We start from the raw sequence: 25,707 nt of genomic DNA on the forward strand, positions 1-25,707 counted from the left end.
CATCGACCGGAAAAGTCCCACTTGGGCCTTCAGCCGGTTCTCTCAGAGGTGTACGGACGATCATTCGAAATAATTAGTGTTCTCAGCTAGGCCGGCGAGCTCGCGCAGATGGCACAAAGCCAGTCTGCATGGGGCTTTCCGGCCTGGAAGAACATTCATTTACAATTGTTGACAATGATTCTCATTTCAAATACTTTCCGGCTCGGCTCGCTGGATGCGTACCTGACTAGCGAATTGCCCACCCACACTGCCGCTAGGTGATTCTCATGCTGGATGAACTGCCCACCTCCCGTTATGCCTCGCCGTTGGTCGCGACCTTCATCGAGAATCGCTCCATCCTGGTCAAGTTCGCCTCGTGCTTCCTCGGTTGCCGTTCCCATGCCGAGGACGTGGTGCAGGACACCTTCTTCCGCCTGCAGAACGCCTCCGGCGCCTCCATTCCGCTGAAGGCGCAGATGAGCTACCTGTTCCAGGTGGTGCGCAACCTGGCCATCGACCACTACCGCAAGCAGGCGCTGGAGCAGCGCCACACCGGCGCGCCCCAGGAACTGATGGAGGCCGAGGCGGCCTACGGCGGCACGCCGGAAACCCTGCACATCAACTTCGACACCCTCGAGCAGATCGACGAAGCCCTGAGCCAGCTGCCCGAGCGCACCCGCTACGCCTTCGAGATGTACCGCCTGCACGGCGTGCAGCAGAAGGAGATCGCCCGCGAGCTGGGGGTTTCCCCGACTCTGGTCAATTTCATGATCCGCGATGCCCTGCTGCATTGCTGCGCCAGCGTGGCCAAGGACGAACAGCCCGCCCGCCGCGCCTGAAGCCCCTTGCGCCCCGGTGCCGGATGCCGTGCATCGCCGGGGCAAGGGGCCGCCGTCCCTGGCGCGTCCCATACTCCCGACGGAATCTTCCCGCTTTACCACCCCCGCCCCTGAATCTCCGCCAATACCCCCGGCGCGGCGCCCGGCCTTGTCCATAATGGCGCCCTAACGTCCGCAATCCACCCGCATCCAGCCATGGCGTCGAGTCCCTCGAACGCGCACTCGCGCCAGGCATGTCCGGCCGGGTGGATGGCGAGGCGATCTCCACAGTATCGACGGAATCCACCATGTCCTTGGGGCCCATGCCCAGGCTCAACCTGCGCACCTTGATCCTTCTGTTCGCCTCGCTGGCGGCCATCGCGACCCTGGCCAACGACCTGTTCGCCACCTACCGGATCCAGCGGGAGACGCTGGTCCTCAGTGCGCTGGAGCACAACCGGGCCTATGCGGCCAAGGTTGCGCTGAGCATCAACCAGAGCCTCGCCTCGTCCCTGGACCGCCTGGCCTACAGCGCGGCCGTCCTCGGGCGCGACTTCGCCGATGCGGCGGTCCGAGGCGCCGAGGTGGAACGCCTGGTCCGCCAGGACGGCAGCTTCAACACCGTGGTCATCGTCGACGCGACCGGGCGGATCCTCAGCGCCATTCCCCAATGGCTCAGCGCCAATGGCCGCAAGATCCTCTCCAAGCGCCCCCTGGAAATGCGCCAGGCGATGATCAGCCCGGCCTTCCATTCGCAATCCGGCGAACGGGTGGTGTTCGTCTCCCACCCGGTCTGGAACGCTCGCGGCGACTACCTCGGCCTGGTCGGCGGGACCATCTACCTGAACCGCGCCAATTCGCTGAACCACATCGTCAGCCGGCACTTCCAGGAGGACACCTCCTTTGTCTACCTGGTGGACGAACAACGCCAGTTGCTCTACCACCCCGAGCGCGAACGCATCGGCCAGACGATCGGCGTCAACGCCGCGGTGGACGCCGCGCTGCGCGGCGAAAGCGGCGCCATGCAGGTTACCAATCACGAGGGCCTGGAGATGCTCGCGGGCTACGCGGCGGTATCGGACAGCGGCTGGGGCGTGGTCTCGCAGCAGCCGCTGAGCGTCACCCTCGGCGCCGTGCGCGCGCTGATGCTGCAGGTGCTGGCGGGGATCGTGCCGATGATCCTGCTCGGCTTCCCGCTGCTGTGGTGGATAGCCGCGCGGATCAGCCATCCCCTGCGCCGGCTGGCCGACTACGCGGCGCAGCTGGACAACACCGAGCGCATCGAGGGGGTGCGCGCTTGGTACTTCGAGGCCTGGCGCATCCGCCGGGCGCTGATCATCGGCGGGCAGATGACCCAGGAGCGCATCGGCCAGCTCAACCGCCAGGCCCAGAGCGACCCGCTGACCGGCCTGGCGAACCGCCGGGCGCTGGAGGCCACCCTGGCGAGCTGGGTGGCGCGCGGCGAGCCCTTCGCGGTCATCAGCATGGACATCGACCACTTCAAGCAGGTCAACGACACCTTCGGCCATGCCGCCGGCGACCAGGTGCTGCAGGCCTTTGCCGAGGTGCTGCGGTGCAACTCGCGCAGCGCCGACCTGCCGTGCCGTGCCGGCGGCGAGGAGTTCATCCTGCTGCTGCCGGGCACCTCGCTCGGCGTGGCGGCGGAAGTCGCCGAGCGCATCCGCCTGACGACGGAACGCACGGACTTCCCGCAGGTGGGCCGGGTGACACTGTCGCTGGGCGTGGCCTTCAGCAGCGAGGGGCGGACGGACGTCGGCGCGGTGCTAGCGACTGCCGACGCCCTGCTCTACCAGGCCAAACAGGCCGGCCGCAACCGCGTCATGGTGGCGGATGAGCGGCCGGTTGGCGTGGCGCAGCCACATCCGTCCTGAGGGGCGGTGAGTCCAATCGCGGACGGAGTCCGCTCCTACGCCTGTGCCTCCCTGGAACCGTAGGAGCGGACTCTGTCCGCGATTCGGCGGATAACGCCGTAGGCGTTATGCGCCCTACGGATTTCCGACGGGGTTGCGCCAGAGGTTGGGGCTCTGCAAAGAGCGCCCTCTCCCCAGCCCTCTCCCGCAAGCGGGAGAGGGGGCCATTCGTGCCACCGGGGTGTCCGGCGTGGCCGGTGAGTCCAATCGCGGACAAAGTCCGCTCCTACGCCCGTGCTTCCCTGTAACCGTAGGAGCAACTGTCTTGTGCCGCTCTTCGTAGGATGGGTTGAGCTTGCGAAACCCATGCGGTCACGGCGATGGGTATCGCTTCGCTCAACGCCATCCTACGAAAAGCTGTGCTTCCTGGAACCGTAGGAGCGGACTCTGTCCGCGATTCGGATTTCCAGAGAAACCTCCGCGCACTCCGGAACGCCCCTTCAGAAGGCCGAACGAAGCCCCCGCTCAGGAGGTCATGCGACATGGATGTCGCGAGAGCCCCGCGGGCTACAGGGACGTACCCTCGGGGCGGGCCTCCGTGGCGGGGGAATTCGTGAGGGTAGCCCGGCTCCATCGGGCCCGTATGTCGGGGCAAGCCTTTTTGGTTCCTTTTTGCGGGGGTGGCCTTCCACCGTTTGACAAAAGGGACTCGCCCGAGGGGGCGAAACAAGAGACATCCGAGCACTCGGAGCGGCGCGGTACACCAAGCCCCCAAGTCTCTGGGTTCCCGCGTTCGCGGGAATGACGGGGTTGAGGTCGGAGCGCAGGCCCAAGAGCCGCAAACGAAGCCCTAGCCCACCCCACATGAAAATGCCGTTTCCCCCATGAAGAGAAACGGCATTCTCTCTTAAGTGAACAGCCTCGTTACGCGAACCTCAGGCAGGCTGCTTGGCATAGCGCGCCAGCGTCGGATCACGCTGCATCACCGCCAGAGTATTGGCATAAACCTGCTCCCCAGTCGCATCCTTACTGGCAAAAATCTCCCCAAAGTGCCGCTGAGTAACCTGCGCGAAATGCGCACGATCCTGAGCCTGCACCCCCAGCAGGGTGGCATAGGCATCCAACGCATCCCCATGCCCCTTGGCCATATCCTCGGCAATGTTGTCGAGCATGCCGTTCATGGCAAAGATCGAACGACCGCCATACCCCAGCCGCGCATCGGAGTTGCAGCCGTTGGTGCCGGAAGTCAGGCCGAAGGTGGCGTTGCCCGAAGTCCCGTTGGTGGTAGTGGCCAGCAGGTGCGGGAACAACCCGCGCTGCCCTTCGAACAGCATGTTGCCCCAACCGCAGCCATTGCCCCCGGCCTGGTCCGCCTGGGCGAACAGGCTGGCGGCGCCGAGAACCGCGAAGATCGCACTCTTGCCGAGCAGTTTGCTTGTCATGGATGTCGTTCCTTGGTCGTTTGACGTGGTTGGCGTGCCCTACCCCTTCGCTGTCCAGCACGGCTGGAACAGCCTGGCTCGACTTTAGGTTTAGGCAAGGAATGGCCAGGTTTCAAACTTCGGCCGGTCGGTATTTGCATGGAGAATTCGCGATATCGAAAACATATGGCCGACTTATCGAGGCGGAACCTCGATCGACGATGCGCTGCGAAATCCGTCCCACAGGTGTTCTCCGCAACGACAGCAGCTGGAAAAACCCGCAAGGCAAGCGAATATGTCTGTGGAGAGCTTTGATGCTGCGGGAAGCCTATGCGGGCTTGGGCAGCGCAGGAAGCAACGCCACAGGGGGAGCAAAGATGTCATTCACACTGCCCGATGCTTTGTCGCACTATCGCGCAACCTTGGACAAGAACCATAAGTTCTGGGGCTACTTCCAGTTGGTAGCCTCGGCTACCGCAGCTTTCGCCTGGTCCCGCGATAGATTCGAAAACGGCCAGTTGCTGTTACCTCTCGCAGCGGCTTTCGCAGTCTTCGCCATATTGAACTGGCGCTTGGTAGTGGAATCCCAGGAGGAACTCCTGATCGCAGCAAGGTGCGTCAAGGACTACGCATCGAAGATCGGCGTACCCGATGAGTTGTTGCCCATGATCCAGGCGATCAAACCCGATTCGACCCTTCGGGTAGGCGTCTGGCATGCCGTTTTGTCGATGGCCACACTCGCTGCCGTTATCTGGGCTCATTGCGGGTTGGAGCCATTGCGCAACTGACGTTGGCCGCTACCGCGCAGCGCTTCCAGGCACATCGGCGTCGAATCCAGGCAACTCCGGCGTGGCCGTTGCCCCTATGGTGACGGGCCACATCCCACCGACCTGGAACTGTCATGTCCGACTTCATCACCGTACTGCGCGAAACCTGCCCCACCCCCGTGCTGGATGCCACCAAGTGGAAGCGCATCGGCGGCGACCCGCACACCGTCAACCTCAACGCCTACACCTCGGCGGACGGCAGCAAGATCATGGGCACCTGGATCTGCACCCCCGGCAAGTTCGAGGTGAACTACGAGAAGTGGGAGTACTGCCACTTCCTCGACGGCTACTGCATCATCACCCCCGAAGGCGAGCAGCCGGTGCACCTGAAGGCCGGCGACGTGTTCGTCATCGAGCCGGGGCTGAAAGGCACCTGGGAAGTGGTGGAGACGGTGCGCAAGTATTTCGTGTTTGCCTAACGCCTATGGCGTTATCCGCCAATCGCGGACGGAGTCCGCTCCTACGGTTCCAGGGAAGCACGGACGTAGGAGCGGACTTCGTCCGCGATGGCCCTCGGCAACGCCAGTGTTCCGGCCAACGGCGGATAACCGCGAACGGTTATGCGCCCTACGACTCGCCTGCATTGGCCAGCAGCCGGCGGGCGCGGGCCAGGACCGGGGCGTCGACCATCTGGCCGTCCACCTGGAAGGCCGCTGCGCCGCTTTCGGCCGCAGCCAGCACCCGGCGCGCCCAGGCCAGTTCCTCGGCGCTGGGGGCCAGCGCGGCATGGAGCACGGCGACCTGCTTCGGGTGGATGCACAGCGCGCCCACCAGGCCCAGGTCGCGGCCATGGCGGAGGGTCGCGGCGAAGCCTTCGGCGTCGTCGAAGGCCGGGTAGACGGTGTCCAGCGGCGCCTGCAGGCCGTTGACCCGCGAATGCAGCAGCAGGCTCAGGCGCACCTGGTCGTAGACGCTGGCGGCCGCGGCTGTGCCGCTGCTCATGCCGATGTCCAGGGCCAGATCGAGGCCGCCGAAGGTCAGGCGCTCGACGCCGGCGCAGGCGGCGATCTCCGTCACTGCCAGCAAGCCGCGGGCGCTCTCGATCAACGGCCAGATCGGCTTGCCGCAGGCCGCCGCTTCGCGCAGGTCGTCGGCGCATTCGACCTTGGGCAAGAGGATGCCCGCCACTCCGGGCTGGCGTCGGCACAGTTCCAGGTCCGCGGCATGCTCGGGGTGCCCGGCGGCGTTCACCCGCACCCGCACGCGGGCCTGCGGGTTGGCTTCGAGGAAGGCCGCCAGGTCGTCGCGGGCGCGGGCCTTGAGCGCGGGCTCGACGGCGTCTTCCAGGTCGACGATCACGGCGTCGGCGCCGCTGGCCAGGGCCTTGGCGAAGCGCTCCGGGCGGCTGCCGGGGACGAACAGGGCGGAACGGACGATCGGAGTCATGCGGGGTCCTTGGTCAGGTTCGGCTCACACCGCGCCCTGCTCGTGCAGGCGCTGGATGTCGGCGGCGCTGTAGCCCAGCTCGGCGAGCAGGCCGTCGGTATGTTCACCGAGACCCGGCACCGCGTCCATGCGCGGCGCATAGGCATTGCTGCGGGCCGGCGGCAGCAGCGCCGGCAGGCGGCCCACCGGGCTGTCGATCTCGCGCCAGGCGTCGCGGGCCTGCAGTTGCGGGTGGTTCCACAGGCCCTGCATGTCGTTGACGTGGGCGTTGGCGATCTGCGCCTGCTCCAGGCGCGCCACCACTTCCGCCGCGCTCAACCCGGCAAAGGCCTCGATTATCAATGCGCGCAGGGCGTCGCGGTTGGCCACCCGCAGGCTGGTGGCGGTGAAGCGCGGGTCCGCCGCCAGTTCCGGGCGCTGCAGCACCACTTCGCAGAACAGCTTCCACTCGCGCTCGTTCTGCACGCCGAGCATCACGTTCTTGCCGTCGCCAGCGGGGAATGGTCCATAGGGGTAGATGGTGGCGTGGGCCGCGCCGGCGCGCGGCGGTTGCGCCTGGCCTTCGAAGGCGTAGTACATGGGGAAGCCCATCCACTCGGCCATGCCCTCGAGCATGGAGACCTCCACCCGGCTGCCCTCCCCCGTGCGCCCGCGCAGCAGCAGCGCCGAGAGGATGCCGCTGTAGGCGTACATGCCGGCGGAGATGTCGGCGATGGAGCAGCCGGCCTTGGCCATTTCGTCCGGGCCGGGGCCGCCGGTGACCGAGAGGAAGCCGCTCTCGCTCTGGATCAGCAGGTCGTAGGCCTTCTTCTGCTCGTAGGGGCCGCCTTCGCCATAGCCGGAGATGTCGCAGACGATCAGGCGCGGGAAGCGTTCGTGCAGCGCCTCGAACGACAGCCCCAGGCGCGCGGCGGCGCCGGGCGCGAGGTTCTGCACCAGTACGTCGGCCTGTTCCAGCAGTTGCTCCAGCACGGCGTGGGCCCCGCCCTGCTTGAGGTCCAGGGCCAGGCTTTGCTTGGAGCGGTTGGTCCAGACGAAGTGCGAGGCCATGCCGCGCACGCGCTCGTCATAGCCGCGGGCGAAGTCGCCGACGCCGGGGCGCTCGACCTTGATGACGCGGGCGCCGAGGTCGGCCAGCTGACGGGTGCAGAACGGCGCGGCGATGGCGTGTTCCAGGCTGATGACGGTGATGCCGTCGAGGGGACGCGGGTTCATGGGCGCTCCAGGTGTCTCGTGCGCCGCCGCCATGGACGGCGCGGCGCTGTCGGTGTGTATCCACGGTCCGGGCGGGCGGCGCCCCGCGCTCTGTGAACCCCCGGGTTCCGGAGGCCGCCCGCCCGGGCCGTGGGCTACTCAGGCAAAGGCTTCCAGGCTCGGCAGGTCGTGCAGGCGCCAACTGGCGTCGATCAGCCGGCTGGCCTCGGCTTCGCCGCGGGCGCCGGCGAAGGCCAGCAGGCGGCGGAACTTGTCTTCCAGCTCGGCGCGGCTGAGGCTGTTGCCCGGGTCGCCCTTGGGCTCGTCGATGGCGCCGTGCAACTGGCGGCCATCGCTGGTGAGCACCTCGACGCGGCCCAGCCAGCGCTGCGGGTAGGCGCAGTCCACTTCGGCATCCAGCTGCATGCCCACCTTGTCGCGGAAGGCCGCCACGCGCGGGTCCTGCAGGGCGAACTGCTCGAACTCCACCAGCCCGGCCTTGCCGTGCACGGCGATCAGGCCCAGCACCGTGCCCATGGAGAACTTCGCCTGGTGCACCGTCTGCGGCACCACCACACGGCCGAGCACGTCGATGGCGCCCTGGTGCACGCGGGTGGTGACGCGCCCGATGTCCTCGGCCTGCAGCCCCTCGCGCTGCATCAGCGCCAGCAGGGCGTCGGCCGCGGGATGGGTGTGGCGGCAGGAGGCGTGGAACTTGAACGAAGTCTCGACCAGCGCCCAGCGGCTGCCCAGGCCGTCCACCAGCCGGCGCGGGTCGGCGTCGCTGGACATGCCGGCGGCCATGCCCTGCTCGCCTTCGAGGATGTTCTGCGCGCCGCTGAGGCCATCGGCGGTCAGGTAGGCGGCGAGCAGGCCATCGGCGGCGGCCTTGGCGGTGTGCAGCTGCTTGGAGTCGGCGGCATCGCGGAGGAATTCCCAGAGCCCGGCGGCCTGGGTCCCGGCGCTGCCCAGGCAGTTCACCAACTGGCGGGCGTCCAGGCCCAGCAGCTTGCCAACGGCTACGGCGGCGGCCAGGGTGCCGACCGTGGCGGTGGTGTGGAAGATGCGGTAGTGCGAGCGGCCGAGGAATTCGCCGATGCGGATGCCCGCCTCGTAGCCGGCGACCGCCGCGAGGATCAGTTCGCGGCCGGACTTGCCCAGGTCCTGGGCGGCGGCCAGGGCTGCCGGGAATACCACCGTGGCCGGGTGCAGCACCGAGCTGTTGTGCAGGTCGTCCTGTTCCACCAGGTGCGAGCTGGCGCCATTGACCAGCGCGGCGAAGTACGCCGAAGTCGATGAACCGTCGACCAGCACGCGGCTGCGTCCGTCCACGGGGCCCATGCGCTGTGCATAGCGCTGGAACAGCGGGATCGGATGGCGGCCCTGGCTGGCCAGGGCCGAGCCCAGCCAGTCGAGGAACAGGTCTTCGGTGCGCGCGACCACTGCGGCCGGCAGGTCTTCGTAGCGCAGGCCGGCGAGGAATTCGGCCAGGGCGTGGGTATTGTTCATCGCTTGTCGTCCTTGGGCTCGCAGGTCAGAAGGAACGCGGCAGTTCGAGCAGGTGCTCGGCCACGTAGGACAGGATCAGGTTGGTGGAGATCGGCGCCACCTGGTACAGGCGCGTCTCGCGGAACTTGCGCTCGACGTCGTATTCGTTGGCGAAGCCGAAGCCGCCGTGGGTCTGCAGGCAGGCGTTGGCCGCCTCCCAGCTGGCCTTGGCCGCCAGGTACTTGGCCATGTTCGCCGCGGCCCCGGCGTTGCGCCCGGCGTCGTATTCCGCGCAGGCCTTCCAGCGCATCAGGTCGGCCGCTTCCACCTCGATGTGCGCCTCGGCGATGGGGAACTGCACGCCCTGGTTCTGCCCGATGGGCCGGCCGAACACCACGCGGTCGCGGGCGTACTGGCTGGCCTTCTCGATGAACCAGCGGCCATCGCCGATGCACTCGGCGGCGATCAGCGTGCGCTCGGCGTTGAGCCCGTCGAGGATGTAGCGGAAGCCCTTGCCCTCCTCGCCGATCAGGCTGCTGGCGGGGATTTCCAGGTTGTCGAAGAACAGCTCGTTGGTCTCGTGGTTGACCATGTTGGCGATCGGCTGCACGGTCAGGCCGTTGCCGATGGCCTCGCGCAGGTCGACCAGGAAGATCGACATGCCGTCGGCCTTCTTCTTCACCTCGGCCAGCGGCGTGGTGCGCGCCAGCAGGATCATCAGGTCGGAGTGCTGGACGCGGGAGATCCACACCTTCTGCCCGTTGACCACGTACTTGTCGCCCTGGCGCACGGCGGTGGTCTTGATCTTGGTGGTGTCGGTGCCGGTGGTCGGCTCGGTGACGCCCATGGACTGCAAGCGCAGTTCGCCGCTGGCCAGCTTCGGCAGGTAGTAGCGCTTCTGCTCCTCGCTGCCATTCCGCAGCAGGGTGAACATGTTGTACATCTGCCCGTGGATGGTCCCGGAGTTGCCGCCGCAGTGGTTCACTTCCTCGAGGATCACCGAGGCCTCGGCCAGGCCCAGGCCGGAGCCGCCGTACTCTTCCGGGATCATCGCCGACAGCCAGCCGGCCTCGGTCATGGCCTTGACGAAGGCTTCGGGGAAGCCCTTGCATTCGTCGATCTCGCGCCAGTAGGCGCTGGGGAATTCCGCGCACAGGGCGCGCACGCCTTCGCGGATGGCCTGCAGTTCTTCCGGGGTGCTGCTCATGGGGGTTCCTCGATGGGGGTTCAGTCGAATTCCACTTCGCCGCGCTGGGCGATGCCGGCTGCGTTGCCGGCCCAGACCTCGGCCTTGCCGGGACCGCTGGGGCGGCCGCCCAGCTCGAACGGCTCGGGGCTGATCAGCGGGCGCAGGCCGCGGTAGGCGAAGCGGCGCAGGCGCGCCTGGGGGTTGGCGCGGCAGAAGGCGCGCAGGTTCAGGGTGGCGATCAGCGGGCCGTGCACCACCAGGCCGGGGTAGCCTTCGGCGCCGGTGACGTAGGGCCAGTCGTAATGGATGCGGTGGCCATTGAAGGTCACTGCGGAATAGCGGAACAGCAGCACCGGGCTGGGCTCGACCGCCTCGCGCCAGGCGCCTTCGGGCAGCGCCTCGGTGCCGCCGAGCTTGGGCGGGCTGGGTTCGCGGTAGACGATGTCCTGCTCCTCGCGCAGGGCCAGGCGGCCGTCCTGCAGGTAGTCGTGGCGCAGGGTGACGAACAGCAGCGCGCCGGTGCGCCCGCGCTTTTCCTCGACCTTGAGGATGGTGGTCACCCGGCTGGCTTCGCGGCCGACGCGCAGCGGCTCGTGAAACTCCAGGCGGCCGCCGGCCCACATGCGGTTGCGCCCATCCGCCGGCGGCAGGAAGCCGCCGCGCGCGGGGTGGCCGTCGGCGCCCAGGCCGGCCTCGGGCACGGCGTCCTGGAAGAACGCCCAATGCCACAGCGGCGGCAGCGCGTCGCCGGCGGCGGGGGCCGGCTCGCCGAGGGTGGCGGCCAGGCGGCTGACCAGCAACGTGCTCAGTTCTTCCTGGCTTTCCTGGGTGCGGCCTATCCAGGCTGCGTAGGACATTTCACTCATGGTTTCTCTTCCGTGGAAGTTTCCGAACAGGATGCCGAGGGGCTTGCGTTCCGAGAATCCGCATTTTCATAATCCGGCGTTAACCGAAACCGAACGCCACCCGGACGCCCTCATCATGCACTTCGACCTGGCCGACCTGCGCCTCTTCGTGCACATCGCCGAATCCCCCAGCCTGACCCAGGGCGCCCGCCGCGCGCACCTCTCGGCGGCCGCCGCCAGCGCCCGCATCAAGGCCCTGGAAAGCCAGCTCGACAGCCGCCTGCTGTACCGCGACAACCGTGGCGTGGAGCTGACCCCCAGCGGCCAGCGCCTGCTGCAGCACGCGCGCCTGATCCTGCGCCAGGTGGAGCGGCTCAAGGACGACTTCGGCGAACAGGGCGGCGACCAGGCCGGGCACATCCGCATCTTCGCCAACACCACGGCGGTCACCGAGTTCCTCCCGGAGGTGCTGGCCAGCTTCCTCGCCGAGCGCCCCGCCGTCACCGTGGACCTGCAGGAGCGCCTGAACCGCGACATCGTCCGCGCCATCCTCGACGGCTCGGCGGACCTGGGCATAGTCGCCGGCCCGGTGCGCGCCGAGGGCCTGGAGATCCTCCATTTCAGCACCGACCACCTGGTGCTGGTGGTGCCGCCGGGCCATGCCCTGGAACGCCTGGGCCGCCCTACCCTGGCCGACACCCTCGGCTATTTCCACGTCGGCCTGCACGAGGGCAGCACCCTGCAGAGCTTCCTGCGCGAACAGGTGGAGCGCCTGGGCGGCACCCTCAACCTGCGCATCCAGGTGGCCAGCTTCGAGGCGGCCTGCCGGATGATCGAGGCCGGGGTGGGCATCGGCGTGCTCCCGGAAACCGCCGCGCGCCGACACCAGCGCAGCATGGGGTTGAGCATCCTGCAGCTGGATGAACCCTGGGTGGTGCGTGAGCGTAGTGTGTTGGTGCGGGAGCGCGAGGCGCTGCCGGGGTGTGCGCGGACGTTGGTGGAGTTGCTGCGGCGAGTGGGGGATGGGGGGTAGTGTTGTTTGTGAATGGGGTTTGCCGGGGGCTGCGGTGCTGGGTTCAAGAGCGCCCTCTCCCCAGCCCTCTCCCTGAAGGGAGAGAGGGCTGTCCTGAGCGGCCTGGAAGTTCGGCACCATCCTTCCACCCCGTCATTCCCGCGAACGCGGGAACCCAGAGACTGGCGGGTTCGCGAGCAAGCTCGCTCCTACGAAAAGCAGCACTCCCCAAGTCTTGACCAAAAAAACCGCCAACCGGGCGTCCCCGGTCGGCGGTCTGTTGGTCCACGCGCACCTCTACACCGATACGCCCCAGACTCACTTCCCAGCAGTCAACGTGCTGTAGCTGGTGATCAGGTTGCGGTAGTCCGGGATATGGCTGGAGAACAACGCCGCCAGGCCCTCGATGTCGTTGCGCCAGTCGCGGTGCAGTTCGCAGGCCACGCCGAACCAAGTCATCAGTTGCGCGCCGGCGGCTTCCATGCGGCGCCAGGCGGCGTCGCGGGTGACTTCGTTGAAGGTGCCGGAGGCGTCGGCCACCACGAAGACGTCGAAGCCCTCCTCCAGGGCCGATAGCGCCGGGAAGGCCACGCACACTTCGGTGACCACGCCGGCGATGATCAGCTGCTTCTTGCCGGTGGCCTTCACCGCCTTGACGAAGTCCTCGTTGTCCCAGGCGTTGATGTTGCCCGGGCGGGCGATGTACGGGGCGTCGGGGAAGCGTTCCTTCAGCTCCGGCACCAGCGGGCCGTTGGGGCCGCTCTCGAAGCTGGTGGTGAGGATGGTCGGCAGCTTGAAGTACTTGGCCAGGTCCGCCAGGGCCAACACGTTGTTCTTGAACTTGTCCGGTTCGATGTCGCGCACCAGGGACAGCAGTCCGGCCTGGTGGTCGACCAGCAGCACGGCGGCCTGGGTCTTGTCGAGGCGAACATAGGGCTTGCTCATTGCGCTTTCCTCTTGCTGGGGGAACGCCCGGCCTGCGCCGGGCAAGGGGTGTCGTCAGCGCTGCGAATCCAGCGCTTCGTGGTTGCTCACCACCGCCTGGGCCTTGGTGTAGCTTTCGATCAGCAGGCGGTAGTGCGGGAAGATGTGGCTGTAGGCCTCGGCCCAGTCGGCGGCATCGGGGCGGTTCCAGGTGCGCTGGATCTCCGAGCACACCGCGGCGGTGTCCATGGGCACCACGCCGGCCTGCACCACACGGGCCAGGGTGATTTCCTGGGCGGCCTTGGAGTAGGTGCCGGAGGCGTCGATCACCGCGAACACCCGGTAGCCGGCGTTGACCGCGGCGATCGCCGGGAAGGCCATGCACACGCTGGTGATGGTGCCGGCGATGACCAGGGTCTTCTTGCCGGTCTGCTGAACCGCGGCGACGAAGTCGGGGTTGTCCCAGGCGTTGATCTCGCCCTTGCGCGCCACGTACTGCGCATGCGGCGCGGCCTCGTGGATCTCGGGGATCAGCGGGCCGTTGGGGCCCTGGGGCACCGAGGCGGTGGTGATCAGCGGGATCTTCGCCAGGCTGGCGATCTTCGCCAGGGTGATGGCGTTGGCGCGCAGTTCGGTCATGGGCATGTCCTTGACCGTCTGGAACAGCCCGCTCTGGTGGTCGATCAGCAGCATGGCGGTGTCGTCGGGGTCGATCACCGGGCGCTGGCCGTTGAAGTTGGCGACGTTGTCGAATCGGCTCATTTTCGTTTCCTCGCAAGTGGGCGTCCTGCCCGAACGGCCCGTGCGCTCCGGCGCGGGCATCCAACCAGACTAGGCGCTGGCCGAGTCCGGCACGTGACGCTCAGCCGGCCATCTGTCCGAAACGCCCGCGGCGGAAGTCGTCGAGGGCCTGCTCGATCTGCTCGCGGCTGTTCATGACGAAGGGGCCGTAGCCGACGATGGGTTCGTCCAGCGGCTCGCCGGACAGCAGCAGCGCCAGGGCGTCGCTTTCGGTCTCGATGTGGATGGCATCGCCTTGCCGTTCGAACAACACCAGTTGGCCCTCCTCCGCCCGTTGCCCGCCGTTCAGCCGCAGGCTGCCGCGCAGCAGCACCAGCGCCGTGTTGCGGCCCGGCTCGACGCGCAGCTCGAAGGCCTTGCCGGCGTTCAGGCGCAGGTCCCAGACATCCAGCGGGCTGAAGCTGTGGGCCGGGCCGCGGTGGCCGCGGTAGTCGCCGGCGATCACCCGCAGCTGGCCGGCGCCGCCGGGCAGCTCGGCGCGGGGGATGCTGGCGTCCAGCAGGGTCTGGTAGGCCGGCGCGGCGAGCTTGTCGCGGGCCGGCAGGTTCACCCACAGTTGCACCATGTGCAGGGTGCCGCCGCTGCGACTGAAGGCCGGAGCGTGGTACTCCTCGTGGAGGATGCCGGCGCCGGCGGTCATCCATTGCACGTCGCCGGGGCCGATGCGTCCGCCGGCGCCGCTGGAGTCGCGGTGCTCCAGCTCGCCCAGGTAGACCAGGGTGACGGTCTCGAAGCCGCGGTGCGGGTGCTGGCCGACGCCGCGGCGCGCGCCGTCGCCGGGGAAGTCCTGCGGCCCGGCGTGGTCGAGCAGCAGGAAGGGGCTGAGCTGGTCGCCCAGGCGGTCGTAGGAGAACAGGGTGCGGACCGGGAAACCGTCGCCGACCCAGTGCGGGCGCGGGGCGCTGTAGATGCCGAGGATGTCTTTCATGGGGTGCCTCCTGAGAGTCTGGAGCCACCTTAGAACTGCAACGCTATAGCCGGTAGACTGCGAAAATCACCTTCAGCGTTCCATTTGGAGAACAGCGCCGTGGAAGACCTCAACGACCTCTACTACTTCGCCCAGGTGGTCGAGCACGGTGGCTTCGCCCCGGCCGGGCGCGCCCTGGGCGAGCCCAAGTCGAAGCTCAGCCGGCGCATCGCCGCCCTGGAGGAACGCCTGGGCGTGCGCCTGATCCAGCGCTCCACCCGGCACTTCTCGGTGACCGAGATCGGCCAGGACTACCACCGCCACTGCCTGGCCATGCTGGTGGAGGCCGAGGGCGCCGCCGAGGTCATCGAGCGCCACCGCGCCGAGCCCCAGGGCCGGGTGCGGCTGAGCTGCCCCACGGCGCTGCTGAACTTCTGGGTCGGCCCGATGCTGGCCGAGTTCATGCTGCGCTACCCGCTGGTGGAGCTGCAGGTGGAGGCCACCAACCGCCAGGTGGACCTGATCCAGGAAGGCTTCGACATCGCCTTGCGCGTACGCTTCCCGCCGCTGGAAGGCAGCGAACTGGTGATGAAGGTGCTGGGCGAGAGCCGGCAGATGGTGGTGGGCGCGCCGGCCCTGCGCCAGCGCCTGGGCGAGCGCCCCTCGCCCACCGAGGTAGCGGCGCTGCCGACGCTGCACTGGGGCTCGCCGCAGCGCGAGTACCAATGGCAGCTGGACGGCCCCGAGGGGGTACGCGCCCAGGCCCGCTACCAGCCGCGGCTGATCACCGACGACCTGATGGCGCTGCGCCAGGCGGCGGTGGCCGGCGTGGGCGCCGTGCACCTGCCCTCGGTGGTGGTGCGCGAGCAACTGGCCGGCGGCAGCCTGCTCAACCTGCTGCCGGACTGGGCGCCGCGCACCGGCATCGTGCATGCCGTCTACCCTTCCCGGCGCGGCCTGCTGCCGTCGGTGCGCGGCTTGCTGGACTTCCTCGGCCAGGGCTTCGCCCACAGCGACATGGCCTGAGACCGCTACCTAGCGGCGCAGGCGCCCGCCGCCGAAGTGGCCGCCGCCCCACTGCCGCTGCGTCTGCCCGAAGCGCTGCTGGCCGACCACCCGCGACTGGCGCTGCTGCTCCAGTTGGCCGCGCAGCTCGCCGTTGCCGCCCTGCACCGGCTGCCAGCCGTTGTCGGTGTGTTTCTGCCAGCCGTCGTCGGTGCGCTGGTAGATGTTGCCGTCGTGCCCGGCGTAGACGTCGCCGTTGTTCCAGGCCACGCCGCTGCCGGTGCGCCGGTTGTAGGCCAGGCCGCGGCTGTCGGTGCTGCGGCTGCCGTCGTAGACGTTGCCGCTGACGCCCTTCTCGGCGATCACCGTGCGCCCGGTCTGGGCGTTGTGCCCGGCGACCTGGCGCCCGGCGGCGTAGTCGCCGCTGTCGCGGTTGCCCACCACGGCGCTGCGCCCGGCGCCGGAGATGCCGGTGGCGGGGTTGGCGAAGGAGCCCTGGCGGCCCGCGGCGAAGTTCTGCGAGTAGGGGTTGAAGGCGGCGCCGCGGCTGCCCTGGAAGTGCGCCCCGGTGAGCGCGTCGTAGCCGCGCGCGGTGCTGCCCTGCCATTGGGTGCCGGTCCAGGCGTTCCAGCCGTTGGCGTGGGTCACGCTGCCCTGCCCCCAGCGTCCGTAGAAGTTGGCCTGGTTGACGTTCACGTAGTTCCAGCCATGGCTCGGCCAGGGCCCCCAGTACGGCCCCCAGCAGGGGTATTCCGAGCCCCAGATGGCGCCCACGGCGAAACCGAAGGCGAAGCCCTCCAGGGTGCCCAGGGCGAAGCTGGCGCCGTAGCCGTAGGTGGGCGGGTAGCCGTAGTAGACGGTCTCGCTGACGTAGGCCGGGTAGCTGTAGCCGGTGCCGTAGACCACGGTGCCGGCGTCGTTGACCACCACGCCCAGGTAGCCGGGGGTGTAGCCGACCACCACGCTCTGCGGCGTCACCGAGTAGATGTGCACGTAGGTGACGTAGTACAGCGGCGAGCTGGGCGGGATCGCGTAGATCGCCGCCGGCACCTCGGTGGCCACCTTCCAGGGCCCGGCGGCGCCGGTGGCGACGAACCACACGCCATTGCTCACCGCATAGAACTGGTCGGGGCCGACCTCGATCACCGGCGTCGGGGTGTTCACCGCGTACTGCAGCGCGGTGCCTTCGATGGGCGAGAAGCGCGGCGCGCCGTCATAGGCGACCTTGAGGCTGGTCCTGCTGCGCGAGACGCTGGCGGTCTGCGGGATGTTGGCGGCAATGGCCGCCTCTTTGGCCTGGGGCGTGCCGGGCACCGAGACCAGCACGTTGGCCTTGGGGTCCTTCGGCGAGATTTTCGCGAAGTCCGCCGGCAGGTCCTTGCCCTCCACGTAGGTCCAGGGGCCCTTGTCGCCCGGCGCGCTGAACCAGCGCCCGGAGACCAGCACGTACCAGGTGTTGCTGGCGGGATCGACGAACACCGCGTGGTCGGCGTTGCTCAGGGTCAGCAGCGCGACGCCGTCCACCGGGCTCATCTGCGCCGCGCCGTCGCTGATGATCAGTTCGCTGGGCTGGGTCGCCAGGACGATGGCCGGGGCCTTGGCGGCCTTCTTGCCGTCCTTGGGCAGCAGCGGGTCCGGCAGGTTGACCTTGGCCGCCAGCCGGGCCGCGTCCAGCAGCGCCTTCGGCGGCTGGCTGAGCACCCGCCAGGTGCCCTCCAGGCCCTGGGCCAGGTACCAGTAGCCGGCGGCCTGCAGGTAGCAGTTGTTCTGTCCGTCGCGCAGGATCAGCGCGCGGCTGTTGAGCACGCGCTGGAAGTCGCTGCCTTCCACGGTGCGCCACTGCGGTTCGCCATCGATGCGCACCAGCACGCTGGGGCTGTCGGCGAAGAGGATGCGCGGCGCGTCGTTCTTCACCGCCACCCGGCGCAGCTTGTCCAGTTGCAGGGCCACGGCGTAGCTGGCCTGCAGCTCGTCCAGGGACATGGTCAGCTGCTTCGGCAGGCGCTGGGTCAGGGCCTGGCGGACCTTCTCGGCGCTGTCCGGCGCGGTGGGCACCTCGACCTTGTCGATGCGCAGGTCGGTCAACTGCACCAGGCCGCTGCTCTTGTCGATGTCCGCGGCGGCGGAGAACTGCGCCACGCCATAGGTCGGCGCGCCCTTGGCGGTGCCCAGGGCGATGGCGGCGCGGCCGCCCAGGCGGGTGCCGTCCCAGCTCTCGATCTGCGGCTGGAACACCTGCAGGTGCTGCTCGCCCAGGGGGTAGTCGCGCGGCCACTTCAGGCTCTCGCCGCTGGGCGGTTGCGGCGGCGCCTCGGCGGCTGGCGTCGGCAGGCTGGTGACCAGGGGGAGCAGCATCAGGCAGCAGAGCAGCAGGCGGCGAGCGGTCATGGTCGGTCTCGGGCACGCGCGGGTGGGCGCAAGCGATAACGATAGTGCATCGCCGGCGCCCTGCCGCCCGCCGCCCGCCGCCCGCGCGGGACCGGAAAAGTTCGAGGCCCGGTTATTCGCAGAAGCGCCCTTGCCGCGCCTCGGGCATCAGCTCCAGGTACTGGCGGCCGCTCATGTGCACCACGGCGTTGTGGTCGCCGGCCTCGAAGTAGATGTCCGCCTGCTCGCCCAGGGATTCATCGATCAGGGTTTCCAGGCCGAACAGGCTGCCCACCGCCGGGATGGCGCCGGGCGCGCAGTCCTCGAAGCGCGCGGAGAAGTCACCCTCGCGGGCCAGGCGCCAGTTGCGCCGGGTGAGCTTGTGCACCTTGTGCAGGTCGACCTGGCGGCTGGCCGGCACCACGGCCATCAGCCAGTGGCCCTGGAAGTCGTCGAGGATCACCGGCTTGGCCATCTGCTGCGGCGGCACGCCGGCGCGGCGGGCGGCCTCGCGGGTGGTCATGGACGTGGCGTGGGGCAACAGGTCGTAGCGGCTGCGGTGCTGCGACAGGCAATTCTGCAAGCGACTGGACATGCTCATGGCTCACCTCCGGGAAGCGGCGCCGCCCCACTGCCCCGTGGCGCCGGCGCGGCCGGCTGCAGGGGGAGCCTCCCGCTCCCCGTTTGCTCCAGTCTAGCGCCGCCGCCCCGGCGCGGGCGGCGGGCCGACCAGGGGCGTCAGCCGGCCAGCGCGAGCAGCGCCGGCACGCTGAGGACGGCGGTGTAGAAGCCCATGAACTGCACGCCGATGTTGAAGCCGAGGAAGCGCCCGAGCAGGCCGCCGACCAGGCCCATGCTGAGGATCACCAGCAGGCCCAGCAGCCCGCCCTCCCACAGGCCGACCACCAGGATCAGGCCGACGAAGGTGGCGATCACCGCCTCATGGCTCACGCGCCGCGAGACGAACGCGGCGGCGCGGTGGGCGAAGTTCATCGCGAAGGGATAGGCGACGAGCGCTGCCACCAGCACCGCCAGCAGTCCGACCACGAGGAACTCCCAGGGGCCCATCAGGCTGTGCAGGTTGTGCACCTGGCCGCTGGCGGCGTCCACGTGGAAGCGCGGCGGCGCGTTGAACAGCGGCGCCGCCGGGCCCGCGGCCACCGGGCTGAGCGGCAGGCCGAAGGCGATCAGCGGGATCATCGCCTCGGCGATGTAGGTGGATTCGGTCACCCCGTTGCGCACGGCCAGCACCGAGGTCAGGCGGTGGTAGGCGTGGCGGATGCGCGAACCGACGACCTCGCCGAGGATCACCGTCATGGCCACCGGGCTGAACACGAAGGTGGCGCTGGACAGCGCGGCGGTACCGAGGGTCCAGCCGGTCTGGCGGCGGTCGAGCACTTTCAGCGGGTTGGGGAAGTAGCCGTCCCAGCCCTTCACGTCCGGCGCCAGGGCGAAGGTGCGCGGTTCGCTGCGGCGCATGCGCTGGCGCTCGGCGGGCGCCAGCAGGGCGAACAGCGAGACGATCAGCGGCCCCACGGCGATGCCGAGGAAGTAGCTGACCGCCAGCTTCACCCCGTGCTGGGCGGTCAGCGTCTGCAGCGCCACGATCAGCAGCACGAAGGGCCCCAGGGCCAGCAGCGCGGCCCAGCGCCCGGCGGAGAACCAGGCGATGGCCAGGGCCGCGCAGAGGAACACCCAGGGCGCCGCCTGCTTGATGGCCGCGCCGAAGGGCGCCAGCAGCACCGCGAAGAGCACCGCCAGGGGCACGGCGATGAACGCCGCCAGCACCGCGCCGGAGATCATCTTGCGCAGGGCGATGTGCGGCACGCCGAGGTTGCGCAGGAAGTTCGCCTCGCGCATCAGCGGCGTGGCCATGGTGTCGCCGGGAATGCCCAGCAGCGCCGTGGGCACCGCGTGGGTCATGTGCTTGGCCACCGCGCCGGCGAGGAAGAAGGCGAACACCCCGGCCGGCGCCACGCCCAGCAGCACCACCAGCAGGGTCAGCGGCGCCAGGGTGGTGGTTTCGTCGCTGCCGGAGACCAGGCCGATGGCGGCGAACAGCAGCGCCCCGGTCACGGCCATCAGCAGGGCGATGGGCAACTGCTCGATGAAAAGCTCCATCAGGCCGCCCCTCCCGTTGCCGGCGCCACGGCGGGCGCGGGCTTCTCCCGGGGCGCGCTCGCCTGGGCGAACAGCTCGTACAGCTGGACTTCCTTCAGTTCCGCCAGCACTTCCGGCGGCAGGTCGCCCAGCTCGCCGAGGCCGCCGTACTCGGCCTCCAGCTCGCGCAGGGCGCGCTCGCGCCAGGCGGCGTCGGCCACGTGCTCGACCACCCGGCGCTTGGGCTTGAACAGCACGGCGCTGATCGCCCCGCCGGCCAGGCAGCCGAGGATGCCCACCAGCATGGCGTAGGCGCGGGCCATCTGCGCCGATTCGACGACGCCGAGGAACAGCCGCTCGGCGAGCAGGAAGGCGCCCAGGCTGACCAGCGCGCCTATGGCGATGGCGCCGGCCAGGTGACGGCTGTCGACGGTGTCGCCCCAGACCTCGTAGAGCCGGGAGTCGGATTGGGGGTTCGGCGCTGGCAGCGGCGCCGTTTCGTGGATGTTCATGGTGTGGCTCCTGCCCTGCCGGGCTCTTGTTGTTATGGTGCGGTCGCGCAAGTTCGCGGCTGCCGCTCGGCGGCCACCAGGGCGCGGCCGGCGCGCGAGGCGTTGGGCCGGCCCAGGCGGCGGCTGATGAGGGTGCCCAGGCGGGCCACGGCCGGCAGGTCGATACCGGTGGCGTAGCCCATGCCGTGCAGCAGGTGCAGCACGTCCTCGGTGGCAACGTTGCCGCCGGCCCCCGGCGAATAAGGGCAGCCGCCGAGGCCGGCAAGCGAGCTGTCGAAGGTGCGCACCCCGGCCTGCAGCGCCGCGAGCAGGTTGGCCAGGGCCATGCCGAAGGTGTCGTGGAAGTGCCCGGCGAGCGCCGTCAGCGGCAGGCGCTGGGCGCAATGCTCCAGCAGCCGCGCGGTGGCGTCCGGGGTGCCCTTGCCAAGGGTGTCGCCCAGGCTGATCTCGTAGCAGCCCAGGGCATGCAGGCGCTCGGCCACCTCGCCGGCCTGCTGCGGCGCCACCGGGCCACTGTAGGGGCAGTCGAGCACGCAGGACACGTAGCCGCGCACCCGCACGCCCCGCTCGCGGGCCAGGGCCAGCACCGGCTCGAAGCGGCTCAGGCTGTCGTCGATGGAGCAGTTGATGTTGCGCTGGGAGAAGGCCTCGGAGGCGGCGGCGAACACCGCCACCTCCTCGCAGCCGGCCGCCAGCGCTGCCTCCAGGCCCACCAGGTTGGGCACCAGGGCGCTGAAGCGCACCCCGGGCCGGTGCCCGAGGCGCCGCAGCACCTCGTCGCTGCCGGCCATCTGCGGCACCCAGCGCGGCGAGACGAAGGCGCCGGCCTCGATGTGCCGCAGCCCGGCGTCCGCCAGTTGCCGGACCAGATCGATGCGCGCCTCCACCGGCAGCACCTGTGGCTCGTTCTGCAGGCCGTCGCGCGGGCCGACCTCGACGATCCTGACGAAGCCGCTCATGCGCCGCGCCTTTCGCGCAGCAGTTCCACGGCGCGGTCGGCGCGCACGTCGCCGGCTTCCACCAGGCGCCGCGCCAGCCAGTCCACTTCCTCGCCGCGGGCGCCGGCCACCAGGGCGATGTTGCGCGCGTGCAGCGCCATGTGGCCGCGCTGGATGCCTTCGCAGGCCAGGGCGCGCAAGGCCCCGAGGTTCTGCGCCAGGCCCACGGCCACGGCGATTTCGGCCAGTTCCTGGGCGCTGCGCACGGCGAGGATGCGCAGCGACAGCTGGGCCAGCGGATGGGTACGGGTGGCGCCGCCGACCAGGCCCACCGGCATGGGCATCTCGATGCTGCCCACCAGGTGTCCTTCGGCGTCCTTCTCCCAGGTGCTCAGCGAGCCGTAGTGGCCGCTGCGGCAGGCGTAGGCGTGGGCGCCCGCCTCCACGGCGCGCCAGTCGTTGCCGGTGGCGACGATCAGGGGGTCGATACCGTTCATGATGCCCTTGTTGTGTGTGGCCGCGCGGTAGGGGTCGACGGCGGCGAAGCAGTAGGCGTCGAGGATGCCCTCGATCACCGCTTCGCCGCTGTAGTCCGGCGACTGCAACTGTTGTGGGGCGATACGGACCTGGGCCCGGGCCAGGCGCAGGTCGGCGAGGTTGGAGAGGATGCGCAGGCGCGCCTGGCCGCCGGTGATGCGTTCCATCAGCGGGGCCACGGCCTCGGCCATGGCGTTCACCGTGTTGGCGCCCATGGCGTCGCGCACGTCGACGATCAGGTGCGCCACCAGCATCGGCCCGCGCGGGCTCTCGGCGAAGCAGTGCACTTCCAGGTCGCGGCAGCCGCCACCCAGGCTGTTGAGCAGCTGGTCCTTGCGGTTGGCCAGCTCGACGATCTCGTCCTTGTGCCGCAGCAGCGCCAGGCGCGCGTTGAACGGGTCGCCCAGGCCCACCAGCTGGACCTGGGCGCGCATCAGCGGCGCGCTGCTAGAAGTCTGGAAGCCGCCGCCGGCGCGGGCCAGCTTGGCCATGTAGGAAGCGGCGGCGACGATCGATGGCTCCTCCACCACCATCGGCACCAGCAGCTCGCGGCCGTTGACCACGAAGTTGCTGGCCACCGCGTAGGGCAGCTCGAAGGTGCCGAGCACGTTCTCGATCATGCCGTTGGCCACCTCCAGCGGCAGTGCGCCGGGTGTGCCCAGGTGCTGCAGTTCGGGCAGTTGCAGCAGGGCCTCGAGGTGGTCGAGGCGCTGGCGCGGCGACAGGTTGCGGAATTCGGGAAGGCGGGAATCGATGAGCATCGGGGCGTCCATTGTCATTCTTGTGCGTCGCTCTTGTGGGATGCGGGCGGCGACGGGCCGCCCGAGGCCCCAAGGTGCTATGACTGGTCCCGCTGTTGAAGGTACAGTTCGCCCCAACAGTACCCACACTGTACCCATGACAGCCCGGAGACCGCCGTGCCCCGCCAGACCCTCGCCGAACAGGTCGCCCAGTCCCTCGCCCGGCAGATCCGCGAAGGCGCGCTGCAGCGCGGCGACCGCCTGCCCTCGCTGCGCGAATACATGCGCCTGCAAGGCCATTCGAAGAACACCGTGATCACCGCCTACGAACTGCTGGCTGCCCAGGGCCTGGTGGAAGCGCGCCACGGCAAGGGCTTCTTCGTCCGCGCCAGTGCCCCGAGCAACAGCGAGGCCGAGGAACCCCTGCCCTACACCCGCGCCCTGGACACCATCTGGATGATGCGCCAGCAGTTCGTCCGCGAGCCGGCCCGGGCGCCGCTGGGCGAAGGCTTCCCGCCGGTGGCCTGGCTGCAGGACATGCGCCTGGACCGCTTCACCCGCCAGGTGCTGCGCACCGACGCCAATTCACTGTTCCGCTACGGCAACCGCCTGGGCAACCTGGCCCTGCGCCAGAGCCTGGTGCGCCGCCTGGCCGGCTACGCCATCGACGGCAACCCGCGGCAGATCCTCACCACCCACGGCGCCAACCATGCGCTGGACCTGATCGTCCGGCGCTTCGTCGCCCCCGGCGACGCAGTGCTGGTGGAGAACCCCGGCTACTACCCGCTGTTCGGCAAGCTGCAACTGCAGGGCGCGCGCATGCTCAGCGTGCCGCGCCTGGCCGACGGGCCGGACCTGCAGGCGCTGGAGCAACTGCTGCGCCGCGAACGGCCGAAGCTGTTCTTCCTGCAGTCGGTGGGGCACAACCCCACCGGCTCGGACATCTCGCCGGTGAAGGCGCACCAGTTGCTGAAACTGGCCGACGAACACGACCTGCTGCTGGTCGAGGACGACGCCATGGCCGACTTCAAGCCCAGCTCGGCGATCAAGGTCGCCACCCTCGACCAGCTACGCCGCACGCTCTACGTCGGCAGCTTCTCCAAGTCGATCTCGGCCTCGCTGCGGGTCGGCTTCATCGCCGGCAGCCGCGAGCGCATCGAGGAACTGGCGGACCTGAAGATGCTGCTGCACACCAGTTGCTCGGAACTGTGCGAGCGCACGGTGGACGTGGCGCTGGGCGAAGGCTACTTCCTGCGCCACCTCACCCGCCTGCAGGCCCAGGTCGCCGCCGCCACCCACGCCGGGCTGGCGGTGCTGGACGCGCTGGGCGCCGAAGTGCTGTGCCGCCCGCAGCAGAGCCTGTACCTGTGGGCGCGCTTCCCGCACATCGACGACGCCGAGGCCTTCACCCGCGATGCGCTGCCCCAGGGCCTGGCGCTGGCGCCGGGCGCGATCTTCAGCACCGACCGCGGCCAGGCCAACCCCTGGATGCGCCTGAACGTCGCTTACCTGCAGGACCCGCTGTTCGCCGCCTGCGTGCGTCAGGCCGGCGGCTCGCGGCGGTAGATGAGGGTGTCCTGGGTGCCGTGCCAGGCATCGTTGCGCACCCCGCGCAGGGTGCGCACCAGGCGGAAGCCGGCGGCCTCGGCCAGGCGCTGGCTGCGCGGGTTGGCCGAGGAGGTGGTGAGGTACAGCCGGGCCCGCGGCAACTGCCCGCAGACTTCGCGCAGCGCCGCGCTCAGGTAGCCCTGGCCGGCGAAGCGCGAACTGGCCCAGTAGCCGATCACGTAGCTGTCGCCCCTGCCCCGCGGCTGCAGGCCGATGCAGCCGATCACCTCGGCGCGGTCGGCGGACAGCAGGAACAGGCGCTTCTCCGCCAATGGCGCGGCGTAGTTGGCGATGGCGCCCTTGAGCGAGCGCAGCACCTGCTCGGCGCTCACCTGCGGGGTCACCCAGTCGAGGAAGGGCGCGTGCTCCGCGTAGCTGTCCTGCAGCGCCCGGCGCAAGGGCTCGCAGAGCGCCAGGCTGGGGCGCACCAGCACGGCGTCGCGGGTCGTCAGGCGGTACTCCACGGGTGGCGTCGGCATGGCGGGGGTTCTTCGGGCGATGACGGTTCGCCAGCCTACCGCAGCCCGGCGCCGCCGGCACCTGCGCTGACGGCCACCCAGGCGCCTGCTTTACTACGAGCAGGGCCGGCCCGCCATTCCAGGGAGCCGCGGAACCATTGAAAGATCCATGCGAGGAGACCGCGCGCAGTGACGGAGGCCAAGCCATGATCGACCTGGAACTGACCCGGCGCCTGCTCGACGGCGCCCTTCGCGCCGATGGCGGCCCCTTCCCGGTGGAGGCCATCGCCCGCCACTACCACGCCGAACTGCACCGCCGCCTGGGCGCGGAAACGCCGGACGCCGACGTGATCATCGCCAATGCCCTGATCCTCACCGACCTGCTGCGCCGCCTGGGGCTGCTGGAGGGTCTGTACCACGGCAACGAGGTCGGCACTCCCAGCGACGGCGAACGCCTGACCGAAAATGGCAAGCGTTTCCTGGCCCTGCTGGATGATCCGCGGTTCGTCGAATACCTGGGCAGGCAGCCCTTGCGTGGTGATCGCGATACGGTGCTGGAGGCGATCCGACGGTTCAGCGTGTAGGAGCAACTGTCTTGCATGCCGTGCCGAGGGTGCTCTTCGTAGGAGCGAGCTTGCTCGCGAACAGACTCCGCAGCGGGGGTTCATTCGCGAGCAAGCTCGCTCCTACGAAAAGCCGTGCTAGCCGGAACCCCGGCGTAGGATGGGTTGAGCTGAGCGATACCCATCGCCATGACCGCATGGGTTTCGCAAACTCAAC

At 69.3% G+C, this 25,707-nt stretch carries 24 protein-coding genes; 8 read left to right on the forward strand and 16 right to left on the reverse strand.

What is annotated here, in order from left to right; all coding sequences use genetic code 11:
- The first annotated feature begins 266 nt into the window (after positions 1-266).
- Both ACTWJ5_RS16950 and ACTWJ5_RS16955 read left to right on the forward strand, forming a co-directional pair.
- Positions 267-818, forward strand: coding sequence for an RNA polymerase factor sigma-70 (locus ACTWJ5_RS16950; protein WP_444436146.1), 552 nt, complete (start codon positions 267-269; stop codon positions 816-818).
- 287 nt (positions 819-1,105) lie between these two features.
- On the forward strand, positions 1,106-2,689 hold the full coding sequence (locus tag ACTWJ5_RS16955) for a sensor domain-containing diguanylate cyclase (protein WP_074985197.1): 1,584 nt from the start codon (positions 1,106-1,108) through the stop codon (positions 2,687-2,689).
- A gap of 914 nt (positions 2,690-3,603) precedes the next feature.
- On the opposite strand, the gene ACTWJ5_RS16960 is transcribed toward ACTWJ5_RS16955, so the two are convergent.
- Complete coding sequence (locus ACTWJ5_RS16960; protein WP_009622065.1) at positions 3,604-4,110, reverse strand: DUF3015 domain-containing protein; 507 nt, start codon at positions 4,108-4,110, stop codon at positions 3,604-3,606.
- A gap of 293 nt (positions 4,111-4,403) precedes the next feature.
- Between ACTWJ5_RS16960 and ACTWJ5_RS16965 the strand changes: the two genes are divergently transcribed.
- Both ACTWJ5_RS16965 and ACTWJ5_RS16970 read left to right on the forward strand, forming a co-directional pair.
- A complete protein-coding gene (locus ACTWJ5_RS16965) occupies positions 4,404-4,877 on the forward strand; it encodes a hypothetical protein (protein ID WP_253412526.1) in 474 nt (157 codons plus the stop codon).
- Positions 4,878-4,990: 113 nt separating this feature from the next.
- Entirely contained in the window at positions 4,991-5,335 is a 345-nt protein-coding gene (locus ACTWJ5_RS16970; RefSeq protein WP_009622067.1) for a cupin domain-containing protein, read from the forward strand.
- Positions 5,336-5,483: 148 nt separating this feature from the next.
- Here ACTWJ5_RS16970 and ACTWJ5_RS16975 read toward each other — a convergent pair whose 3' ends face one another.
- The 5 genes from ACTWJ5_RS16975 to ACTWJ5_RS16995 form a co-directional block, all read right to left on the reverse strand.
- Positions 5,484-6,302 carry an HpcH/HpaI aldolase/citrate lyase family protein gene (locus ACTWJ5_RS16975; protein WP_444436150.1) on the reverse strand — a complete coding sequence of 273 codons (819 nt, stop codon included), beginning with the start codon at positions 6,300-6,302 and terminating at the stop codon, positions 5,484-5,486.
- Positions 6,303-6,326: 24 nt separating this feature from the next.
- Positions 6,327-7,517 carry a CaiB/BaiF CoA transferase family protein gene (locus ACTWJ5_RS16980; RefSeq protein WP_444436152.1) on the reverse strand — a complete coding sequence of 397 codons (1,191 nt, stop codon included), beginning with the start codon at positions 7,515-7,517 and terminating at the stop codon, positions 6,327-6,329.
- A gap of 138 nt (positions 7,518-7,655) precedes the next feature.
- Positions 7,656-9,005, reverse strand: a complete 1,350-nt coding sequence (locus ACTWJ5_RS16985; RefSeq protein ID WP_444436154.1) for an MmgE/PrpD family protein — start codon at positions 9,003-9,005, stop codon at positions 7,656-7,658.
- Between the two features lie 25 nt (positions 9,006-9,030).
- Positions 9,031-10,191, reverse strand: a complete 1,161-nt coding sequence (locus tag ACTWJ5_RS16990; protein ID WP_444436155.1) for an acyl-CoA dehydrogenase family protein — start codon at positions 10,189-10,191, stop codon at positions 9,031-9,033.
- Positions 10,192-10,211: 20 nt separating this feature from the next.
- Positions 10,212-11,039, reverse strand: coding sequence for an FAS1-like dehydratase domain-containing protein (locus ACTWJ5_RS16995; protein ID WP_444436156.1), 828 nt, complete (start codon positions 11,037-11,039; stop codon positions 10,212-10,214).
- A gap of 115 nt (positions 11,040-11,154) precedes the next feature.
- On the opposite strand from ACTWJ5_RS16995, the gene ACTWJ5_RS17000 reads away from it, so the two are divergent.
- Positions 11,155-12,051, forward strand: a complete 897-nt coding sequence (locus tag ACTWJ5_RS17000) for a LysR substrate-binding domain-containing protein (protein WP_444436157.1) — start codon at positions 11,155-11,157, stop codon at positions 12,049-12,051.
- Between the two features lie 297 nt (positions 12,052-12,348).
- Here ACTWJ5_RS17000 and ycaC read toward each other — a convergent pair whose 3' ends face one another.
- From ycaC to ACTWJ5_RS17015, 3 genes are all read right to left on the reverse strand, one after another.
- Complete coding sequence (gene ycaC, locus ACTWJ5_RS17005) at positions 12,349-12,975, reverse strand: isochorismate family cysteine hydrolase YcaC (protein WP_253390255.1); 627 nt, start codon at positions 12,973-12,975, stop codon at positions 12,349-12,351.
- Between the two features lie 54 nt (positions 12,976-13,029).
- The gene (locus tag ACTWJ5_RS17010) at positions 13,030-13,716 is read right to left on the reverse strand and encodes a hydrolase (protein WP_116423497.1); all 687 of its coding nucleotides are present in this window, start codon (positions 13,714-13,716) and stop codon (positions 13,030-13,032) included.
- Between the two features lie 100 nt (positions 13,717-13,816).
- Positions 13,817-14,683, reverse strand: a complete 867-nt coding sequence (locus tag ACTWJ5_RS17015) for a pirin family protein (RefSeq protein WP_116423496.1) — start codon at positions 14,681-14,683, stop codon at positions 13,817-13,819.
- A 99-nt stretch (positions 14,684-14,782) separates the two neighbouring features.
- On the opposite strand from ACTWJ5_RS17015, the gene ACTWJ5_RS17020 reads away from it, so the two are divergent.
- Positions 14,783-15,688: a LysR family transcriptional regulator gene (locus tag ACTWJ5_RS17020; protein WP_253413843.1), complete on the forward strand. Its 906-nt coding sequence runs from the start codon at positions 14,783-14,785 to the stop codon at positions 15,686-15,688.
- A gap of 9 nt (positions 15,689-15,697) precedes the next feature.
- Here the strand turns inward: ACTWJ5_RS17020 and ACTWJ5_RS17025 are convergent, their stop codons facing one another.
- The 6 genes from ACTWJ5_RS17025 to ACTWJ5_RS17050 all read right to left on the reverse strand — a co-directional run bounded on the left by ACTWJ5_RS17025 (position 15,698) and on the right by ACTWJ5_RS17050 (position 22,882).
- On the reverse strand, positions 15,698-18,055 hold the full coding sequence (locus ACTWJ5_RS17025; protein WP_444436158.1) for a carbohydrate-binding family V/XII: 2,358 nt from the start codon (positions 18,053-18,055) through the stop codon (positions 15,698-15,700).
- A 112-nt stretch (positions 18,056-18,167) separates the two neighbouring features.
- A complete protein-coding gene (locus ACTWJ5_RS17030) occupies positions 18,168-18,635 on the reverse strand; it encodes an aminoacyl-tRNA deacylase (protein WP_009622089.1) in 468 nt (155 codons plus the stop codon).
- 137 nt (positions 18,636-18,772) lie between these two features.
- The gene (locus tag ACTWJ5_RS17035) at positions 18,773-20,155 is read right to left on the reverse strand and encodes a tripartite tricarboxylate transporter permease (RefSeq protein WP_444436159.1); all 1,383 of its coding nucleotides are present in this window, start codon (positions 20,153-20,155) and stop codon (positions 18,773-18,775) included.
- On the reverse strand, positions 20,155-20,646 hold the full coding sequence (locus ACTWJ5_RS17040) for a hypothetical protein (RefSeq protein ID WP_249916694.1): 492 nt from the start codon (positions 20,644-20,646) through the stop codon (positions 20,155-20,157). Before ACTWJ5_RS17040 ends, ACTWJ5_RS17035 begins: the two co-directional genes overlap by 1 nt.
- 32 nt (positions 20,647-20,678) lie before the next feature.
- Positions 20,679-21,605, reverse strand: coding sequence for a hydroxymethylglutaryl-CoA lyase (locus ACTWJ5_RS17045; RefSeq protein WP_444436160.1), 927 nt, complete (start codon positions 21,603-21,605; stop codon positions 20,679-20,681).
- Positions 21,602-22,882 (reverse strand): hydroxymethylglutaryl-CoA reductase, degradative, encoded by a 1,281-nt coding sequence (locus ACTWJ5_RS17050; protein ID WP_444436161.1) that lies wholly within the window; start codon positions 22,880-22,882, stop codon positions 21,602-21,604. Before ACTWJ5_RS17050 ends, ACTWJ5_RS17045 begins: the two co-directional genes overlap by 4 nt.
- A gap of 156 nt (positions 22,883-23,038) precedes the next feature.
- Between ACTWJ5_RS17050 and ACTWJ5_RS17055 the strand changes: the two genes are divergently transcribed.
- Entirely contained in the window at positions 23,039-24,427 is a 1,389-nt protein-coding gene (locus ACTWJ5_RS17055) for an aminotransferase-like domain-containing protein (RefSeq protein ID WP_253390260.1), read from the forward strand.
- On the opposite strand, the gene ACTWJ5_RS17060 is transcribed toward ACTWJ5_RS17055, so the two are convergent.
- Positions 24,403-24,948, reverse strand: coding sequence for a GNAT family N-acetyltransferase (locus ACTWJ5_RS17060; protein WP_135499934.1), 546 nt, complete (start codon positions 24,946-24,948; stop codon positions 24,403-24,405). The genes ACTWJ5_RS17055 and ACTWJ5_RS17060 overlap by 25 nt on opposite strands.
- Before the next feature lie 185 nt (positions 24,949-25,133).
- On the opposite strand from ACTWJ5_RS17060, the gene ACTWJ5_RS17065 reads away from it, so the two are divergent.
- On the forward strand, positions 25,134-25,511 hold the full coding sequence (locus ACTWJ5_RS17065) for a hypothetical protein (RefSeq protein ID WP_253390261.1): 378 nt from the start codon (positions 25,134-25,136) through the stop codon (positions 25,509-25,511).
- Positions 25,512-25,707 lie beyond the last annotated feature (196 nt).

This window comes from Pseudomonas sp. A6, assembly GCF_052367875.1.
GTDB lineage: Bacteria > Pseudomonadota > Gammaproteobacteria > Pseudomonadales > Pseudomonadaceae > Pseudomonas > Pseudomonas citronellolis.

Coding starts and splice junctions, on each gene's coding strand:
- ACTWJ5_RS16950 (WP_444436146.1), top strand. CDS start 267: ATGCTGGATGAACTGCCCACCTCCCGTTATGCCTCGCCGTTGGTCGCG.
- ACTWJ5_RS16955 (WP_074985197.1), top strand. CDS start 1,106: ATGTCCTTGGGGCCCATGCCCAGGCTCAACCTGCGCACCTTGATCCTT.
- ACTWJ5_RS16960 (WP_009622065.1), bottom strand. CDS start 4,110: ATGACAAGCAAACTGCTCGGCAAGAGTGCGATCTTCGCGGTTCTCGGC.
- ACTWJ5_RS16965 (WP_253412526.1), top strand. CDS start 4,404: ATGCTGCGGGAAGCCTATGCGGGCTTGGGCAGCGCAGGAAGCAACGCC.
- ACTWJ5_RS16970 (WP_009622067.1), top strand. CDS start 4,991: ATGTCCGACTTCATCACCGTACTGCGCGAAACCTGCCCCACCCCCGTG.
- ACTWJ5_RS16975 (WP_444436150.1), bottom strand. CDS start 6,302: ATGACTCCGATCGTCCGTTCCGCCCTGTTCGTCCCCGGCAGCCGCCCG.
- ACTWJ5_RS16980 (WP_444436152.1), bottom strand. CDS start 7,517: ATGAACCCGCGTCCCCTCGACGGCATCACCGTCATCAGCCTGGAACAC.
- ACTWJ5_RS16985 (WP_444436154.1), bottom strand. CDS start 9,005: ATGAACAATACCCACGCCCTGGCCGAATTCCTCGCCGGCCTGCGCTAC.
- ACTWJ5_RS16990 (WP_444436155.1), bottom strand. CDS start 10,191: ATGAGCAGCACCCCGGAAGAACTGCAGGCCATCCGCGAAGGCGTGCGC.
- ACTWJ5_RS16995 (WP_444436156.1), bottom strand. CDS start 11,039: ATGAGTGAAATGTCCTACGCAGCCTGGATAGGCCGCACCCAGGAAAGC.
- ACTWJ5_RS17000 (WP_444436157.1), top strand. CDS start 11,155: ATGCACTTCGACCTGGCCGACCTGCGCCTCTTCGTGCACATCGCCGAA.
- ycaC (WP_253390255.1), bottom strand. CDS start 12,975: ATGAGCAAGCCCTATGTTCGCCTCGACAAGACCCAGGCCGCCGTGCTG.
- ACTWJ5_RS17010 (WP_116423497.1), bottom strand. CDS start 13,716: ATGAGCCGATTCGACAACGTCGCCAACTTCAACGGCCAGCGCCCGGTG.
- ACTWJ5_RS17015 (WP_116423496.1), bottom strand. CDS start 14,683: ATGAAAGACATCCTCGGCATCTACAGCGCCCCGCGCCCGCACTGGGTC.
- ACTWJ5_RS17025 (WP_444436158.1), bottom strand. CDS start 18,055: ATGACCGCTCGCCGCCTGCTGCTCTGCTGCCTGATGCTGCTCCCCCTG.
- ACTWJ5_RS17030 (WP_009622089.1), bottom strand. CDS start 18,635: ATGAGCATGTCCAGTCGCTTGCAGAATTGCCTGTCGCAGCACCGCAGC.
- ACTWJ5_RS17035 (WP_444436159.1), bottom strand. CDS start 20,155: ATGGAGCTTTTCATCGAGCAGTTGCCCATCGCCCTGCTGATGGCCGTG.
- ACTWJ5_RS17040 (WP_249916694.1), bottom strand. CDS start 20,646: ATGAACATCCACGAAACGGCGCCGCTGCCAGCGCCGAACCCCCAATCC.
- ACTWJ5_RS17045 (WP_444436160.1), bottom strand. CDS start 21,605: ATGAGCGGCTTCGTCAGGATCGTCGAGGTCGGCCCGCGCGACGGCCTG.
- ACTWJ5_RS17050 (WP_444436161.1), bottom strand. CDS start 22,882: ATGCTCATCGATTCCCGCCTTCCCGAATTCCGCAACCTGTCGCCGCGC.
- ACTWJ5_RS17060 (WP_135499934.1), bottom strand. CDS start 24,948: ATGCCGACGCCACCCGTGGAGTACCGCCTGACGACCCGCGACGCCGTG.
- ACTWJ5_RS17065 (WP_253390261.1), top strand. CDS start 25,134: ATGATCGACCTGGAACTGACCCGGCGCCTGCTCGACGGCGCCCTTCGC.